The 16,063-nt window shown below is 73.6% G+C and carries 15 protein-coding genes; 3 read left to right on the forward strand and 12 right to left on the reverse strand.

Features of this window, described 5'->3' with window-relative positions; genetic code table 11:
• Positions 1-19: 19 nt before the first annotated feature.
• The 6 genes from ABGB21_RS10620 to ABGB21_RS10645 all read right to left on the reverse strand — a co-directional run bounded on the left by ABGB21_RS10620 (position 20) and on the right by ABGB21_RS10645 (position 5,668).
• Entirely contained in the window at positions 20-820 is an 801-nt protein-coding gene (locus tag ABGB21_RS10620) for an alpha/beta fold hydrolase (RefSeq protein WP_347677696.1), read from the reverse strand.
• Positions 821-837: 17 nt separating this feature from the next.
• Complete coding sequence (locus tag ABGB21_RS10625; protein WP_347657039.1) at positions 838-2,238, reverse strand: NAD(P)-binding domain-containing protein; 1,401 nt, start codon at positions 2,236-2,238, stop codon at positions 838-840.
• A gap of 175 nt (positions 2,239-2,413) precedes the next feature.
• Positions 2,414-3,127, reverse strand: coding sequence for an endonuclease/exonuclease/phosphatase family protein (locus ABGB21_RS10630; protein WP_347657038.1), 714 nt, complete (start codon positions 3,125-3,127; stop codon positions 2,414-2,416).
• A 46-nt stretch (positions 3,128-3,173) separates the two neighbouring features.
• Entirely contained in the window at positions 3,174-4,121 is a 948-nt protein-coding gene (locus tag ABGB21_RS10635) for an ROK family glucokinase (protein ID WP_347657037.1), read from the reverse strand.
• A 116-nt stretch (positions 4,122-4,237) separates the two neighbouring features.
• Positions 4,238-5,173, reverse strand: coding sequence for a hypothetical protein (locus ABGB21_RS10640; protein ID WP_347677529.1), 936 nt, complete (start codon positions 5,171-5,173; stop codon positions 4,238-4,240).
• Positions 5,174-5,212: 39 nt separating this feature from the next.
• Positions 5,213-5,668 (reverse strand): SRPBCC family protein, encoded by a 456-nt coding sequence (locus ABGB21_RS10645; protein WP_347657035.1) that lies wholly within the window; start codon positions 5,666-5,668, stop codon positions 5,213-5,215.
• Between the two features lie 218 nt (positions 5,669-5,886).
• Between ABGB21_RS10645 and ABGB21_RS10650 the strand changes: the two genes are divergently transcribed.
• From ABGB21_RS10650 to ABGB21_RS10660, 3 genes are read left to right on the forward strand one after another with little or no spacing between them, the layout of a single operon-like run.
• Complete coding sequence (locus ABGB21_RS10650; RefSeq protein WP_347677531.1) at positions 5,887-7,737, forward strand: long-chain fatty acid--CoA ligase; 1,851 nt, start codon at positions 5,887-5,889, stop codon at positions 7,735-7,737.
• A 14-nt stretch (positions 7,738-7,751) separates the two neighbouring features.
• Positions 7,752-9,446 (forward strand): GAF domain-containing sensor histidine kinase, encoded by a 1,695-nt coding sequence (locus ABGB21_RS10655; protein WP_347657033.1) that lies wholly within the window; start codon positions 7,752-7,754, stop codon positions 9,444-9,446.
• 7 nt (positions 9,447-9,453) lie between these two features.
• The gene (locus ABGB21_RS10660) at positions 9,454-10,122 is read left to right on the forward strand and encodes a response regulator transcription factor (RefSeq protein ID WP_130460771.1); all 669 of its coding nucleotides are present in this window, start codon (positions 9,454-9,456) and stop codon (positions 10,120-10,122) included.
• 79 nt (positions 10,123-10,201) lie between these two features.
• On the opposite strand, the gene ABGB21_RS10665 is transcribed toward ABGB21_RS10660, so the two are convergent.
• The 6 genes from ABGB21_RS10665 to ABGB21_RS10690 form a co-directional block, all read right to left on the reverse strand.
• The gene (locus tag ABGB21_RS10665) at positions 10,202-10,642 is read right to left on the reverse strand and encodes a DUF4395 domain-containing protein (RefSeq protein WP_347657032.1); all 441 of its coding nucleotides are present in this window, start codon (positions 10,640-10,642) and stop codon (positions 10,202-10,204) included.
• Positions 10,643-10,692: 50 nt separating this feature from the next.
• A complete protein-coding gene (locus ABGB21_RS10670) occupies positions 10,693-11,262 on the reverse strand; it encodes a thioredoxin family protein (RefSeq protein WP_347657031.1) in 570 nt (189 codons plus the stop codon).
• Positions 11,263-11,404: 142 nt separating this feature from the next.
• Entirely contained in the window at positions 11,405-12,529 is a 1,125-nt protein-coding gene (locus ABGB21_RS10675) for a glycosyltransferase family 4 protein (protein WP_347677533.1), read from the reverse strand.
• Positions 12,526-13,785, reverse strand: coding sequence for a M48 family metallopeptidase (locus tag ABGB21_RS10680; protein WP_347657029.1), 1,260 nt, complete (start codon positions 13,783-13,785; stop codon positions 12,526-12,528). The genes ABGB21_RS10675 and ABGB21_RS10680 overlap by 4 nt, the downstream gene beginning before the upstream one ends.
• A gap of 220 nt (positions 13,786-14,005) precedes the next feature.
• On the reverse strand, positions 14,006-14,227 hold the full coding sequence (locus ABGB21_RS10685) for a hypothetical protein (protein WP_347657028.1): 222 nt from the start codon (positions 14,225-14,227) through the stop codon (positions 14,006-14,008).
• A gap of 165 nt (positions 14,228-14,392) precedes the next feature.
• Positions 14,393-15,946 carry an NYN domain-containing protein gene (locus ABGB21_RS10690; protein ID WP_347657027.1) on the reverse strand — a complete coding sequence of 518 codons (1,554 nt, stop codon included), beginning with the start codon at positions 15,944-15,946 and terminating at the stop codon, positions 14,393-14,395.
• Positions 15,947-16,063 lie beyond the last annotated feature (117 nt).

The raw sequence follows: 16,063 nt of genomic DNA on the forward strand, positions 1-16,063 counted from the left end.
GACGGACAACCCTGGCTGTCTACCCGACGAGGTCCTTGTCGAGCCAGTCCAGGATCGCGTCGATCGGCTCCCGCCAGCGGGCGTCGAGCATCACGTCGTGCCCCATCCCCGGAAAGAGCAGCGGCGCGGCCCCGTACCGCCGGGCGGCCCGGGTCAGCTCGCCGGCCGGCACCACCCGGTCGTCCGGGCTGCCCAGCACCAGGATCGGCGGATCGCCGACGGGTGGCTCCGGAGCCGAATGGGCGAGCAGCTGCCACTGCGCCCGGGCCGACGCCCGGCCGAGCCGCTCGGTGTAGCCGCGGGCCGTCGCCTCCGGCACCTCCCGGCTGAACAGCTGCCGACGGCTCAGCCGCAGCGGACCGCCGACAACCGCCGGCAGCGTACCGCCGGGGTTGCGGCGCACCGCCGCACCGAGGGTGGACCAGCCGCCGAAGACCGGCGCGACCAGCACCCCGGCCCGGGCCGGATAGCGGGCCAGCGCGTACGCCGTCACGAGCGCGCCGGCGCCGTGCCCCACCAGCACCGCCCGCCGGGGCAGGCTGGCCGCCACCTGGACCACGTCGTGGGCGTACGCCCGCAGCGTCGCCCTCGGGTCCGGCCCGCTGCCGCCGTGCCCGCGCGGGCTGACCGCGTACGCCGGGAATCCCCGCGACGCGGCGTGCTCGAGCCAGTTCTCCGCGAAGATCCAGGCACCGTGCCCGAACCCCGGTACGAACAGCAGCGGCGGCTTGCCCTCGTCCGCCTCCGGAACGGCGGAGAGCACCTCCCGGTGGACCGCCGGCACCGGACGGGTCCACTCCGGGGTACGGATGAGCCGCATCCGTCCGCTGCGCGCGGTCACGCCGCCACCTCCAGTTCGCCCAACGTGCGCTGCAACGCGCGCAGATACTCGATGTGGCCGACCTCGAACCAGTGCCGGGTGCTGTCCTTGACCCGGGCGGAGTGCCACCGCTCGTGGCTGTCGGCGGCGAATCCGGCGGCGAGGGTCCGGGCCCGGTCCGGGGCGGTCTCCCGCAGGCGCAGCCACCGGGCGATCACCACGCTCTGCCAGTGCACCAGGGTGAACAGGCCGGAGTCGGGCTGCAGCAGGCCGGCGACGGCCAGCGTCGGATGCCGGCGGGCGAAGGCGTTGAGGTGCAGCGAGGGCCGACCGGCGGGGTCGGTGCCGAGGATCTCCGGGGCGAGGAACTCGAACTGCGGCAGGTAGCCGGTCGCCAGCACCACCAGGTCCGGCTCGATCTCCCGCCCGTCGGTCAGCGTCACGCCCGTGCGGTGGAACCGGGCCACCTCCGGTACCGGGGTGATCGCGCCGTGCCCGATGTAGTGCACGAGCTGGCTGTTCACCAGCGGGTGGGTCTCGAAGACCTTGTGGTCGGGGCGGGGCAGGCCGAACCGGGTCAGGTCACCCACGGTCAGCTTCAACGTCCGGTGGAACAGCCACTGCCGCAACCACAACGGCAGCCGCAGCGCCGCCGTCGCGTGGCCGACCTGGTCGGCGGGGCGGCCGAGGGAGTACTTGGGGACGTACCAGTAGCCGCGTCGGGTGGAGTGCCAGCACCGGGTAGCCTGCTGGCCGGCCTCCACGGCGATGTCACAGCCGCTGTTGCCGGCGCCGATCACCAGCACCCGCTTGCCGCGCACCTGGGTGGCGTCCTTGTACGCCGAGGCGTGGATGACCTGGCCACGAAACTCGTCCAGGCCCTCGTACGCCGGCATCTTCGGTGCCCAGTTGTGACCGTTGGCGACCACGACGGCGGCGTACCGGGAGGTGCGTTCGGCACCGTAACCGCCGGTGCTGCGGGTGGTCACGTCCCAGCGGTCCCCCTCGGCCGGTTCGACCCGGACCACCTCGGTGCCGAACCAGATGTGCGGGCGCAGGTCGAAGTGGTCGGCGTACCGCTCCAGATAGGACAGCAGCTGACCGTGGTGGGGGTAGTCGGGCCAACTGTCCGGCATCGGGAAGTCGGGGAACTCGGTCAACGGCCGGGACGAGATGACGTGGGTGCTGGCGTAGACCGGACTGCGGTCGTGGCGCCAGTTCCACGCGCCGCCGACGCCGGTCTCCCGCTCGTAGCAGTCGACGCCGAAGCCGTACTCCTTGAGGTTCTTGATGGCGGTGAGCCCGCTGGCGCCGGCGCCGATCACGCAGACCGTGCCGCCCCGGTCGTAGACCGGGCGCCCGTCCCGCCACAGGGTCGCGACCGGTTCGTGGCTCTCCTGCTCGCTGAGGGTGGACACCGAGAGATCTCCTTTTGTCCGGCACGAGTGCCGACGTGCGGGGGAATCCTCCCGGCTTCCGTGACCTTTTGTCCAGCCCGCCGCGCGACGCCGCGGGGTCGACAGCGGCGTACGGCGCGGTGACGTCCGCCGGTCCCGCCACCCGTCCGGCAGGACAAGCTCCTGGTCCGCCGGCCTACAGGCGGAGATCGGCGAGGACCGGGAAGTGGTCGCTGGCCCGACGGGTCTGCTCGGTGTCCAGCACCGCGTACCGGAGCACGCTGATCCGGGGATCCACGAAAATGGCGTCGATCCGGTCCCGCGGGTCGGCGCAGGAGAACGTGGCCCGTTCCGCGCCGCCGCCGGCGACCGCGGCGTCGGTGAGACCGTCCGCGACGGTACGCCAGGCGGCGCCCCCGGAGTTCTCGTTCAGGTCGGCGCCGACCACCACCGGATGCCGGGCCGCCGTCAGTTCCCGGCCCAGCAGCAACGCCTGGCCGGGACGCTCGGCCGGATCGGTCGACAGGTGCGACCCGACGACGGTGAACCGGGCGCCGCCGACCGCACACTCGGCGAAGACCGCCCCGCGCAGGTGCCGGCCCGGGGTCAGCGGATACCGCAGGCACCAGGTGTCGTGGACCCGGACCCGCAGGCTGGTCAGCACCAGGTTGCCCAGGGACGGCAGACCACCCGCCGCGACCACCAGCCCGAGCCGGTCGGCCAGGGCGGCGCACCTGTGCCGCCACCGGAACCGCCGGGGCGCCTCCTGCACGACCACCACGTCCGGCGCGGCGTCCCGGACCGCGGCGGCCAGCGCGTCCACGTCGTCCCGCTGGCCGTGCACGTTGTACGAGAGCACCCGCAGACGCACACCGGACGCGCCCTCGCCGGAGGACCGGAGCGATGTCATCGGGCCACCCCCAGTTTCTGCCGGATGCCGGGGCTCGCGTCGCCCGCTAGCGCCGCCGCGCCAGGTCGGCGGCGCCGATCAGACCCGCCGTGTTACCCAGTTCCGCCGGCCGGATCTCCGCCACCGGGATCGAGGCCCGCGCCGAGAGCGCCTCGGTGTAGGCCCGTCGGGTCGGCCCCATCAGCAGGTCACCCGCCTCCACCACACCGCCCCCGACCACCAGCACCTCCGGGTCGAGGATCTGCGCCATGTCGGCCAGGCCCATGCCGAGCCACCGGCCGATCTGGGCGAACGCGGCGCAGGAGACCGGGTCACCGGAGCGGGCCGCCGCCGTCACCATCGGCCCGGTGACCGCGTCGACGTCACCGCCGGCCAGTTCGAGCAGGACGGTGGCCCGGGTCGGCTCCTGCCGGGCGCCGGCCCGGGCGAACCGGACCAGGGCGTTGCCGCTGGCGTACTGCTCGATGCAGCCGTGCCGGCCGCACCCGCAGAGGTGGCCGTCCGGCACCGAGAGCATGTGCCCGAGCTCGGCGGCGATACCGTGCGCACCGCGGAGCAGCTCACCGCCGAGCACGATGCCGCCGCCGACGCCGGTGCCGATGGTGAAGAGCACCATCGAGTTCTCCGCATCCCGGGCCGCGCCGTACCGGAACTCTCCCCAGGCCGCCACGTTGGCGTCGTTCTCGACGATCACCGGCAGTCCGACGGCCGAGCTGACGTAGTCGCGCAGCGGCTCGTTACGCCAGGCGATGTTGGGGGCGAAAAGCACCGTGGAGCGGGCCGCGTCGATCCAGCCGGCGGCACCGATCCCCACCGCCGTCACCTCGTGCTCGGCCGCCAACTCGGAGACCACCTCGACGATGACGTCCCGGGTCTTGGCAACGTCGTCGGCCGGGGTGTCCCGGCGTACCCGCGCAACGACCTCACCCGCCGCGTCGACGACGCCGGCGGCCACCTTGGTACCCCCGACGTCGACTCCGATGGTCAGCGTCACCGCTGCCGCTCCCCTCTGCCGTACCGCTCCACGCGGTTGTTTCCCCGCCACTGCCGCCGTACCCGCGGTCGCCGGCACCGGCGGCCCGCTCCGGCCGCCCGGCGGGCGGCTCGGCGTCAGGCGCCGCCGTCGGACGTCCCCGGCTCCGCCGCGGCGTCCACCGGTCCCTCGGGCGCCCGGGAGGCCGGCACCGACGGACGTCGACCGGCCGGCCCCGCCGGTCCGGTCCGGTCCGTCGGTTCGGTTCCGGAGGCCGTCGATCGCCTGTCCGGCTCGGAGAATTGCCCGGTCGCGGGTGCTGTACCCGCGGCCCGGGTCGCCGCTGCCCAGACGTCCGACTCGACTGCCGGCCCCGAATCATGCCCGGTCCGGGTGGCCTCCCGCCACACCGCGTCGGCGTGACCTTCTCCCACCCCGCCCGGAACGTCGCGTACGACACGTGGCGACGACGGGCGACTGTCCGGTTCGGTAGCCGGTGCCCGGTCCTGGGGCCCGGTCGGGTTCTCGGTCGGGTTCTCGTCGGTGTGGCGGGCTGCCGTGGGGTTGGCCACGGTGGAGAAGGCCCGCAGCAGGCTGGCCACCCCGGCGGCGAGGTCGCCGGCACCGGTGGCCAGTCGCTCGACCAGTTCCGGACTCGGATCCCGCAACGCGCCGATCGCTCGACATACCGGGCAGACGCAGCATGCCGGACCGCCGGTGGCGAAACCGTGCCGGCTCGGGTCGTCACCGGCCGCGCCGGCCGTTTCCGTTGCCGTCGCCCCGGTTGTCCTCTCTCCGGGGCCGGCGGCCCGAGGCTCTCCTGCCGGGCCGGCGGCCCGAGGCTCCCCCGGCGGGTCGGCGGTCGGGGACGGCCCCGGGGCGGCGGTCGGGGACGGCACCACCTGGTCCAGGACGTCGGAGATCACCTGGCCCACCGTCCCGACCAGGTCACGCGCCCCGGCACCGTAGCGGGCCCCGGTAACGGCCGTCTGGGCCATCGCGAGCGCGGCGGCGACCAGACGTTCGGCCTCCTCCCGCGCGGAACCCGGCTCGGGCGTACCGCCTGTTCTCATGATCGGCTCCTCACGCCGGAACGGGCGCCGGACGGTGGGTCAAGACGCCGTATCCAAGCTTTCCACCCGCCGCTTGAGCTGGGTCAACGCGGCGTCCATGATCATCTTTTCGGCCTTGCGTCGAAACATTCCCAGCATGCCCACCGACAACTCGACCTCAAGCGTGTACGTCACGGACGAGGTGCCGTCCCCGTTGTCCGTGATGTCGTACGACCCGTTCTGCACCCGCTGCATCCGGGACGGCTGCACCAGATGCCACTCGATCCGTGAGATGTCCTCGGCGTACTCGTACACCAGGGTGTACTCGTCGGTCATCACCCCGGCGTCGAGCACGAACCGGACCTGGGCGGCGTAGCCGTCCTCGTACTCCTCCACCACCTCGACCCGCTTCACGGCCTCGGCCCACTCCGGGTAACGCGGGAAGTCACAGATCACCGAGGTCACCCGGGCCGGCGGAGCGGCGATGACGATCGACTGCGTGGAGGAATCCGCCATGCCCGGCAGGCTACCTGGCAACAACGCGAGCCGGGCCGACCGCCTCACCCCGTCGCGCCGGTCCCGGCCGGTCGCCGGCAGCCGTCCACCGGCCGGCCGCCACCCACCGCCGACGAGCCTGCCGAGGCGGACGGAACCGGCAGCCAGGTAGGTTGCGGAGGTAACCGGACCGGTCGGCCGTCGGCGGACCGGGTCGATACGAGCACGAGGGAGTGCAGGTGCGCGAGTTCTCGGTCCCGCCGGTGGTCACGATCGGCGACGCGGCCAACCTCACCGACCCGGTCTGGGACAACGCCGAGGAGGCGCCGGACAGTGTGCAGTTCCTCCGACGCACCACGGGACCGGCCGGGTCGGACGGCACGAGCGGGTCGGACGGCGCGAACGGCTCGGAGGGCGGGTGGACCGAGGTCACCTGCCGCCAGTTCCGCGACGAGGTCCTCGCGCTGACCCGCGGTCTGATCGCCGCCGGCATCACCCCTGGCTCCCGCGTCGGGCTGATGAGCCGGACCCGGTACGAGTGGACCCTGGTCGACTACGCCATCTGGGCCGCCGGCGGGGTGACGGTGCCGATCTACGACACCTCCAGCGCCGAACAGGTGGCCTGGATCCTGGCCGACTCGGGCGCGGTGGCCTGCGTGGTGGAGACGAACGCCCACGCGCTGACCCTGTCCGGCGTCCGCGACCAGCTGCCGAAGTTGGAGCAGGTCTGGCAGCTCGACGTCGGCGGTATCGCCGACCTGGTCGCCCTCGGGGAACGAATCGATCCGACCGAGGTGGACCTGCGCCGTCGGGCGGTCCGGGCCGGCGATCTCGCCACGATCATCTACACCAGCGGCACCACCGGACGCCCCAAGGGCTGCACGCTGACCCACCGGAACCTGCTCTCCGACATCTGCAACGCCATCCCGGTGCTGCCCAACCTCTTCAACGAGGGGGCGTCGACCCTGCTCTTCCTGCCGCTGGCCCACTCGTTCGCCCGGCTGATCCAGATCGGCACGGTCCGGGCCCGGGCCACCGTGGCGCACGCCGCCGACACGAAGAACCTGGTCAACGACCTGAAGGAGATCCGGCCCAGCTTTGTGCTCTCGGTGCCCCGGGTCTTCGAGAAGGTCTACACCGGAGCGGTCCAGAAGGCGAACGACGAGGGCAAGGGCAAGATCTTCGCGGCCGCCGAACGGGTGGCCATCAGCTACAGCGAGGCGCTGGACACCCGCTCCGGACCGGGCCTCGGACTGCGGCTGCGACACCTCGTCTTCGACCGGCTGGTCTACCGAAAGCTCCGCGCCGCGCTCGGCGGCCGCTGCGAGAACGCGGTCTCCGGCGGGGCTCCGCTCGGCGCCCGGCTCGGACACTTCTTCCGCGGCGTCGGGGTCCGGGTCTACGAGGGGTACGGCCTCACCGAGACCTCGCCGGCGGTCGCGGTGAACCTGCCCAGCGCGACCCGGATCGGTACGGTCGGCCGGCCGCTGCCGGGGGTGACCATCCGGATCGCCGACGACGACGAGATCCTGATCAAGGGCGACGTGGTGTTCCAGGGGTACTGGAACAACCCGGAGGCCACCGCCGAGGTGCTCACCCCGGACGGCTGGTTCCACAGCGGCGACCTTGGCAAGCTCGACGATGACGGATATCTGACCATCACGGGCCGGAAGAAGGAGATCATCGTCACCGCGAGTGGCAAGAACGTCGCGCCCGCCGTACTCGAGGACCGGGTCCGGGCCCACCGGCTGGTCAGCCAGTGCATGGTGGTCGGCGACCGGCGCCCGTTCGTCGCCGCGCTGGTCACCATCGACGAGGAGGCGCTGCCGGCCTGGCTGCGGGAACACGGCCGGCCCGAGGAGACCCCGGTCGACCAGCTGCGTGACGATCCGGAACTGCGGGCCGAGATTCAAAAGGCGGTGGACGAGGCCAACCAGGCGGTCAGCCGGGCCGAGTCGGTCCGGCAGTTCCGGATCCTGCCCCGGGACTTCACCGAGGCCAGCGGTGAACTCACCCCGTCACTCAAGGTCAAACGGAACATCGTCGCGAAAACCTACTCGGCGGACATCGCCGAGATATACGGCGACTGACTACCATCCGTCAGGTGCCCGCCTCGACCTCCGGTCCACCGCACCCGCATCCGCTCGCGACGGCGGCGCGCCTCGTCATGCTCGCCCTCGTCGCGGTCCTCACGCTGATCGCCACCCGGGACCCGGGCCAGCTCCGCTGGGTCGCTCTGCTCGCCTTCGCCGGCATCCCCGGGGTGATCGCCCCCAGGCACCGCGTACTGGCGCCGCTCGGCCGGGCCGCCGAGGTGGTCCTGGTCGGCCTGGCCGCCGCCCAGGTCGCCGCCGCGGCGACCATCAACGGCCCGATGCCCGGGCTGGGCGCCTCCGCGATCCTGCCCTACCTCGCGGTGCCGCTCACCGCCACCGCGTTGCAACGCCGGTCCCGGGAGGGCATCGCCCTGGCCGTGCTGGCCGCGGTCAGCCTCGCCCTCGGCGGGGCGCTGAGCACCGGCGACGGCGGCCGACAGATCGGCCAACCCGGCTACCTCGCCTCGGCGGTCCAGTGGCTGATCCTCGCCGGACTCGGCCTCTCCGCCGCGGGCACGCTGCAACGCATCCTGCAGGCCCGGGGAGAGAGCCGGCCGCAGCCGTACGCCGAGGCGACCCGACTGCTGACCCAGCTACGCAGTGTCGCCCGGCAGCTGCCCGGGGCGACCCTCGACCCGGGTGGCATCTCCGAGCACCTGTTGGAGGAGCTACGCGGCGTGGCCCGGGCCGACCGGGCGGCCGTGCTCTCCGCCAGCGGCGGGGGCCGGCTGGTGGTCCTCGCCCAGGTCGGGGTGGACCGGGTCGACTGGGAGACGACGCTCGACGCGGACTCGGCGATCGCCGACGCCTGGGCCAGCCAGCAGCCACAGACCGCCAACCGGTCGCAGGCCCGGTCGCACCGGGGCGGTGAGGTGTCGTCGCTGGTCGTACCGCTGGTCGCCGGGGTACGGACGGTCGGTCTGGTCGCCCTGGAGGCCGACGTCGCGAACGCGTACCCGTCCCCGGTGGTGGCCCAGGTGACCGCGCTGACCGGGCCGGCGGCGCTGCGGCTGGAGGCCGCGCTGCTCTTCGACGAGGTCCGTTCGCTGGCCACCAACGAGGAGCGGCAGCGACTGGCCCGGGAGATCCATGACGGGGTCGCCCAGGAACTGGTGATGGTCGGGTACGGCATCGACAACGCGATGGCCACCCTGCCGGACGGGGCGAAGGAGACCGCCGAGGAGTTGCGGGCGCTGCGGGCCGAGGTGACCCGGGTCATCACCGAGTTGCGGCTCAGCCTCTTCGAGCTGCGCAGCGAGGTGGACCGGCACGGTGGGCTGGCCGCCGCCATCGCCGAGTACGCCCGTACCGTCGGCGCCTCCGCCGGGCTGCGGGTGCACTACACGCTCGACGAGTCAACCGCCCGACTGCCGGCCGCCACCGAGGCGGAGCTGCTCCGCATCGCGCAGGAGGCGATCACGAACGCCCGGAAGCACGCCGGGGCCGCGAATCTCTGGGTGACCTGTGCCGTGGATCCCCCATTCGCCCAGATTGAAGTGTCGGATGATGGTCAGGGCATCGCTGACCAGCGTCCTGATGGCAGGTACGGTCTTGCGATCATGACGGAGAGGGCGGAACGTATCCGGGGCCGGCTAGAGATCAGTCCGCGACACCCCAGCGGCACGACGGTGGCAGTGGTGCTCGGAACCTCGCCCCGGCGCGATAACGTGCGCGATAGCGTCACCGCATCAGAAGGGGAGTAACCCGAGCATGACCACCAGCCCCACGCCGACCACTCGGACCAAGGTCCTGCTCGTCGACGATCATGACCTGATCCGCAAGGGACTGCGGCACGCCTTTGAGCGGGACCGGCAGTTCGAGGTCGTCGGCGAGGCCGCCACCGCCGCGGAGGGGGTCCGACAGGCCGGCGCGCTACAGCCCGACGTCGTGATCATGGACCTCCGCCTTCCCGACGGCAGCGGGCTCGAAGCCACCCGTGCACTCCGCAAGTCCAGCGCCACCATGGGCATCGTCGTGCTGACCATGTACGCGGGCGACGACCAGCTCTTCGGTGCCCTCGAGGCCGGCGCGAGCGCCTTCGTACCGAAGACCGCCCCGGCCGACGAGGTGGTGGCCGCGGCCCGGCACGCCGCCTCCTCGCCGAGCGCGTTCACCGCCGCCGACCTCGCCGAGGCGATGAAGCGCCGGTTGGCCCCCTCCGGCCCGCAACTCTCCCCCCGGGAGGGGCAGGTGCTGCGACTGCTCGCCGACGGGATGAGCGTCGCCGGCATCGCGAAGCAGCTCTTCGTCAGCGAGTCGACGGCCAAGACACACATCTCGAAGCTCTACGAGAAGCTCGGTGCGGCCAACCGGGCCCAGGCGCTGATGACCGCGCTGCGGCTCGGTCTGCTCGAAGCGCCCGACGCCCCCAAGTTCTGACCCGCGTCTGCGACCACGGGGCTGTCGACGGATCCCGTCGTCGGCCGCCTCGTGGTGCCGGCGTGGGCGACGCGGCGGCTCAGGGCGCGGGGTTGGCGACCCGGGTCGGTACCGGGCGACCGGTCAGCCGGCGGAACGCCAGGTAGGTCTCGCAGCCCAGACAGAGTCCGAAGGCCGCGTTGAGAAAGGCCGCCGCCAGGGCCAGACACCCCATGACCAGGCCGAGTGCCGGCGCGCCACCCAGATAGCCGGCGGCACCGACCAGCAGGAACACCAGACCGACCAGCTGGGCGAACCGGACCGGCGCCGCCGGCTCCAGTTCGGTGGGGCGGGGCAGCCGGGGCGCCACCAGGAACCGGAAGACGAGGGCGTACGGGTTCCGTCGCGGATCCAGGGCGGCGACGCCGAACACGGCCGCCTGGGCCAGGGCCAGCCAGCCGGAACCGGTGACCAGGACAACAACCAGGACAAGCGCGGTGAGCGCCGCGGCGAACCGCGGGGCACGGGGATCGAGCAACATGTCCACCTCCGGGGTGGGGAGCCGGGCTCGGTCGAGTCGGTGCGGTCAGGTCATGGTGTGGTCTTGTCGAGCAGCGGAGCGACGGTGGCGATCACCTGGGCTTTGCTCGGCACCCCGGTCGCCCGCCGGACCACCCGTCCCTCGGCGTCGATCACCAGCACGGTCGGCGTACGCCAGATCGCGAGGGTCCGGACGGCGGCCAGTTCGCTCTCCGCGTCGACCTCGACGTGGCGTACGCCGTCAAGCAGTTCCACGACATCGCTCAGCACCCGGCGCGTGGTCCGGCACGGGGCGCAGAACGCCGACGAGAACTGCAGCAGCGTGGCGGGGGTGCCCAGCCGTACGCCGAGCGCGGTGAGCATGGCCCGCAGGTCGGGATCGTCCGGTGGTTCGCCACCCGCTCCTCCCCGGTCGACCGCCGGCCCGCCAACCCCGTCGGCCGGGACGGTGCCGCCGGAGACGGCGGTGGCGGTGACGGACGAGGCGGTGCCGGAGGTAGTCGCGGCGGCCGAGGCGATGCCGCCGGAGACGGCGGTGGCGGAGGCCACCGGCCGGAGCACGCCGTCCCGTCTGCGATGCCAGAGTCCGAATCCGGTGGCTGCCACCAGTGTGGCCACCACCGCGACCGATCCTGTGAACGCGACATCTCGCACGAGGACAGACTGCCACGCCCGATCATCGATATCCATCGTCCGTCGTCCGCCGGTGGGCAAGCCCACCCCGGGCGGGTGGCACGTCACATTCCGCCGTGCCGTCGACCGCTCAGCCGGCGAGCAGTTCGGTCATCCGCCGGGCCTGTTTCTCCCAGCGCCATTCCCGTTCGACCCAGGTCCGTCCGGCCGCGCCCATGCGTCGGGCCAGATCCGGGTCGGCGAGCAGGGTGGCGACCCGGTCGGCGAGCTGCCGGACGTCGCGGCCGTCGACGACGTACCCGGTCTCGCCCTCGCGGACCGCGTCCGGTGCACCCCCGGAGTCACCGGCGACCACCGGCAGTCCGGTCGCGGACGCCTCCAGGTAGACGATGCCCAGGCCCTCGACGTCGAGCCCGCGGTTGCGGGTCCGGCACGGCATCGCGTAGACGTCGCCGGCCGCGTAGTGGGCCGGAAGTTCGGCGGTCGGCACACTGCCGGTGAAGACCACGTCGCCGGCGACCCCGACCTGTCGGGCGAGCTTGCGCAGCGAGTCCCGGTACGGGCCACCGCCGACCACGAGCAGGGCCGCTCCCGGGACCCGGCGCCGGATCTCCGGCAGCGCGCGGATCAGGGCGTCCTGGCCCTTGCGGGGCACCAGTCGGGAGACGCAGACCACCACCGGCCGGTCGGAGAGCCGGTGTCGGGCCCGGACCTGGCTGCCGTCGACGTCCGGGTGGTAGACGTCGACGTCGACCCCGGGGGCGAGCCGGCGCAGTTCGGTGTGTCCGTCCAGCACCCGGGCCAGCCGTACCCGGGTGTACTCGCCGAGGTAGGTGGTGACGTCGACACCGTCCCCGATCCGGCGCAGCGCCGACCGGGCTCCGGGCAGTGCCGCCCAACCGACCTCGTGTCCGTGGGTCTGGGCCACCGCCCGCCGGATCCCGGCCCGGCGACGCAGCCCGGCGGCGAGCAGCCCGAGCGGCGCGGCGGCACCGAACCAGACCGTGTCACAGTCGTACGTCCGGGCCAGCTCGGCGGCCCGCCGGGCGACCCGCGTGGTCGGCAGCAGCACCCCGGTCGACTCCCGGACCACCTCGAACGGCTGGTCGGCGTCGAACTTGTCGGCGCCCCGCCAGGTCGAGGCGTAGACCACCACCGAGCCGGGCGGCTGCCGGACCGCGAGCCCGTGTACGAAGGACTGGATCCCGCCGGGTCGCGGCGGGAAGTCGTTGGTGACGAGCAGGGTCCTGGTCAACCGCCGGCTCCTCGGGCGTACGCGCGGGCCGCGGCCATGCGCTCCACTGTGGACGGGTGGCTCGCCGAGTAGAGGTACACCCAGCGGGGCGGGTCGGGGTCGGCCAGGTTGACGCTGGACAACCGGCGTTGCATCGCCTCGAAGGCGATCGGGTCACCGGTCAGCGCCAGCGCGTGCGCGTCCGCCCGGGCCTCGACCTGCCGGGAGATCCAGGCCTGGGCCGGCGCGGCAACCAGACCGGCCAGGGTCACCAGCGCGATCAGCAGCGGAAACGCGGCCGGCTCGGCGACCGAGCCGACCCCGGCGGCCCGCAACAGTGCCCCCGACGAACCGAGGAGATAGAGCGCCACCACCGCGGCGGCCGCGCCGAGCGCCCCGGTGAGGGTGCCGGTCAGCACGTCCCGGTCCTTCGCGTGCCCCAACTCGTGCGCGACGACGCTGGCCACCTCCTCGGGCGGCGCCTCGCGCAGCAGGGTGTCGTAGACGACGATCCGCCGGGTCGGGCCGAAGCCGGAGACGTACGCGTTGACCGCCCGGGTCCGCCGCGAGGCATCGGCGACCAGCACGTCCTTCACCGGTACGCCATCGGTCTCGGCGAGCGCCAGCAGTTCGGTACGCAGCGGCCCCGGCTCCATCGGGGTGAACCGGTTGAAGATCGGTTCCACCAGCACCGGCAGGACGAACGAGAGCAGCGTGACCAGGCCCGCCGCGCCCACCGCGCCGACCGCCCACCACCAGCGGGGGGCGTACCGGGTCACCGCGTAGAAGCCGAGCAGCGCCACCGCGCCGATCACCGCGCTGACCGCGTACGACTTGAGCAGGTCGACCGTCCAGCCGCCCCAGCCCTGGGTGGAGAGGCCGTAGCGGGCCACGACCGCGTGCCGCCAGGCGGCGAACGGCAGCGTCAGCAGGTCCGCCGCCAGCACCACGGCCAGGCCGCCGAGCACCGCCTGGGCGATCCAGTTGTCGCCGAACGGGCGGCCGACCAGGGAGACGAGTTTCGCGCCCAGCGGGGTCAGGCCGAGCAGCAGCGCCACGAGCAGGCCGACCAGCATTCCGCCGTACGTCCCGGGGCGCAACGCGGCATGGAAGGCCCGTCCCCGGGCCACCTCCGCCGGGTGCAGTTCGTCCAGGGCCGCCAACTGGTCGGAGCGGGGTGCGGGGGGACGATGCCACGGCACCAACGCCACCGTCGCCGCGACCAGCAGTACAACGAGGACCGCGAGCGTCAGGCCCGCCCAGGCGCGCGGCGTCATGTCGTGCCCCGTGCCCGGTCCCAGACCCGGTCCCCGGCCCGGGCGACGCCGTCACGTCGCACGGTCATCTTTTGTCCTCCCGCCAGCGGCGTCCGCGCGGCCATCCTATGCCGCCCCCGGACCGCCTTGTGCCGACCCGGTGACGTGGCGGCGGCACCGGGCCCCACCGGCGGGTCCGCAGCCGGCGGCCCCCCGGCCCGGCGGCTCCGCGCCCGCCGGGTTATGCCACGCGGCGGCGCCGGCGCCGGGAGGTCAGCCGGAGCGGCGGGGTGGTCGGCACGTCGAGCACCTCGACGTCGAAGCCGGCCCGGGCGAACACCTCGATGGCGTACTGCTCCTCGGCGGTGAGGTTGCCCTGGTCGGGTGGTCGGTCCAGCGCCTTGACCAGGCATCCGGGACAGTCCGCCTCCGGCCGGGGGCAGTTGTCGCAGTCGATGAGCATCGGTCCCTCCTCGACGGGCGGGCCGGCGTCGCGGCGCTCTCGTCGCGCACCGACCACGATCGGTTACATCGACGCTAGGACAGGGGTACGACAAGAACTGCCCAGGTGGTCAGCTTGGGGCCTTCCGCTACCAAAAGCGGGAGGAAGGGATCCGTCCTGTCGCCGCTACGCCCGGGCGAGCCGGCGGAGCAGGGAGTCGGCCCCGAGCGGGTAGGCGCCGTGCCGGCGTACCCCGTCGGCGACCTCACGGTCGGACGAGACGACGACGATCGGACGCCCGGCCGGTTCGGCCCGGACCAGTCGGCGGATCAGGTCGTCGGCGGTCTCTCCCTTGCGGGAGAAGAGCACCCGTACGCCGCGCGGCGCGGGCGGCAGGCCGTGCATCCGCTCGGCACCGTCGAAGACGACGGTCACCTCGTCACCGGTCTGCGCGGCGATCCCGCCGAGTCCGGTGATCAGCCGTTTACGCTGCTGTTCCAGGGACATCTCACCGAAGCCGCGCTTGGTGACGTTGTAGCCGTCCACGATCAGGTGCGCCCGGGGCAGCGCGAGCAGCTGGTCGAGTCGGGCCGGGTCGTCGGTGCCCAGTCCGCGGGCCGAGTTCGCCGCCGTCGGGTTGTCGGCGAACGCCTCGGCCACGTAGTCGGCGGGCAGCCGGTCGGCGGGGTCGAGGGCCAGTTCCCGACGCAACCCGACGGCGGCCCGGCCGATGGTCTCCAGCAGCAGCCAGAGCCGGGCGTCGTCGACCGACCTGGCCTCCTTGGCGGTCTGCCGGACCGCGCCGGCGGCCGCCTCGGCCTCGGCCAGTCGGGCCCGCATCCGGCGCAGCTCCGCCTCGTGGTCGGCGGCGGCCCGGGTGGCCCGGCCCTTCTCGGTGGCCAGCAACTCGCTCGCGCGGCGCTCCCGGGCCTGGGTCTCCCGTAGTGATCGGCCCAGCACCCGGGTCTCTTCCCGCAGTTGACCGAGCTCCTCGCGGAGCCGGGCGACCTCGTCGCGAAGTTTGTCCGCCTCGACCTTGGCCACCGCCCGGTCGTGCTCGGCGCGGGTGGCCCGCTGTTCGGCCTCCCGGACCAGCTCGGCCACGGCCGCGCTGTCCACCTCGGCCCGGACCGCCGCCCCGGCGTTCTCGACCAGGGCACGCCAGCCGGTCGGCCGGGCCAGATAGGCGAGGGCCGCCACCTCGACCGGGTCGGCGGCGGCCGGGCTGCCGCCCGAGACGACCGCCACGCCGAGGGCACCGGCGTCGGCCAGCACCCGGCTGGCCACCCGCTGCCGGAACAGCGGGTCGCCCGCCAACTGGGTGGCGATCGGCGCCCCGCCCAGTCGGGCCCGCCGGTTGGGGGCGAACTTCGCGACCCGACGGAGCGGGGCCGGCAGCTCGTCGCCGGGCAGGGTCGGTAGCGCCGCGGCGGCCAGGCTGATGATCCGTTGCCGGACCGGCTCCGGCAGGGTGGGTTCCGGCTCGGCGCCGTCGTCCGGCTCCACGGCGCCGCCCGGCTCGGGCCCCAGTTCCGGGACCTCGCCGACCACGTCCGGGTCCCGTTCGGTCGCCGACCCGGCGGCGTCGCGGGACAGGTCCGGGCCGGGCCCGGCCGGGGTGTCCGCCTGCTGTTCCGGTCGGGGCGTGTCCGGCTCCGAGCGCCGGTCGCCCGCCTCGGCGCGCGTGGTCTCCGCCGCCTCCTCGGGGAGGCGGTCGTCGAACGATTCGGCGCGAGGCATGCCGCCAGTCTCCCACCGACTCCCCACCCACCGCCCTTCACCTCAGATGATCTCTTCGGGTCGACCGCTGTGACCAGTGGGACCCGGGTGGCCGGAGTGTCGTACGGGGCGCCTAAC

It is taken from the genome of Plantactinospora sp. B24E8 (genome assembly GCF_039871735.1).
Classification (GTDB): Bacteria; Actinomycetota; Actinomycetes; order Mycobacteriales; family Micromonosporaceae; genus Plantactinospora.

What these genes read in the sequence shown, in the direction of transcription:
- ABGB21_RS10630 (WP_347657038.1), bottom strand. Translation starts at nt 3,127, where the DNA reads ATGACATCGCTCCGGTCCTCCGGCGAGGGCGCGTCCGGTGTGCGTCTG.
- ABGB21_RS10645 (WP_347657035.1), bottom strand. Translation starts at nt 5,668, where the DNA reads ATGGCGGATTCCTCCACGCAGTCGATCGTCATCGCCGCTCCGCCGGCC.
- ABGB21_RS10620 (WP_347677696.1), bottom strand. Translation starts at nt 820, where the DNA reads ATGCGGCTCATCCGTACCCCGGAGTGGACCCGTCCGGTGCCGGCGGTC.
- ABGB21_RS10665 (WP_347657032.1), bottom strand. Translation starts at nt 10,642, where the DNA reads ATGTTGCTCGATCCCCGTGCCCCGCGGTTCGCCGCGGCGCTCACCGCG.
- ABGB21_RS10680 (WP_347657029.1), bottom strand. Translation starts at nt 13,785, where the DNA reads ATGACGCCGCGCGCCTGGGCGGGCCTGACGCTCGCGGTCCTCGTTGTA.
- ABGB21_RS10660 (WP_130460771.1), top strand. Translation starts at nt 9,454, where the DNA reads ATGACCACCAGCCCCACGCCGACCACTCGGACCAAGGTCCTGCTCGTC.
- ABGB21_RS10690 (WP_347657027.1), bottom strand. Translation starts at nt 15,946, where the DNA reads ATGCCTCGCGCCGAATCGTTCGACGACCGCCTCCCCGAGGAGGCGGCG.
- ABGB21_RS10685 (WP_347657028.1), bottom strand. Translation starts at nt 14,227, where the DNA reads ATGCTCATCGACTGCGACAACTGCCCCCGGCCGGAGGCGGACTGTCCC.
- ABGB21_RS10640 (WP_347677529.1), bottom strand. Translation starts at nt 5,173, where the DNA reads ATGAGAACAGGCGGTACGCCCGAGCCGGGTTCCGCGCGGGAGGAGGCC.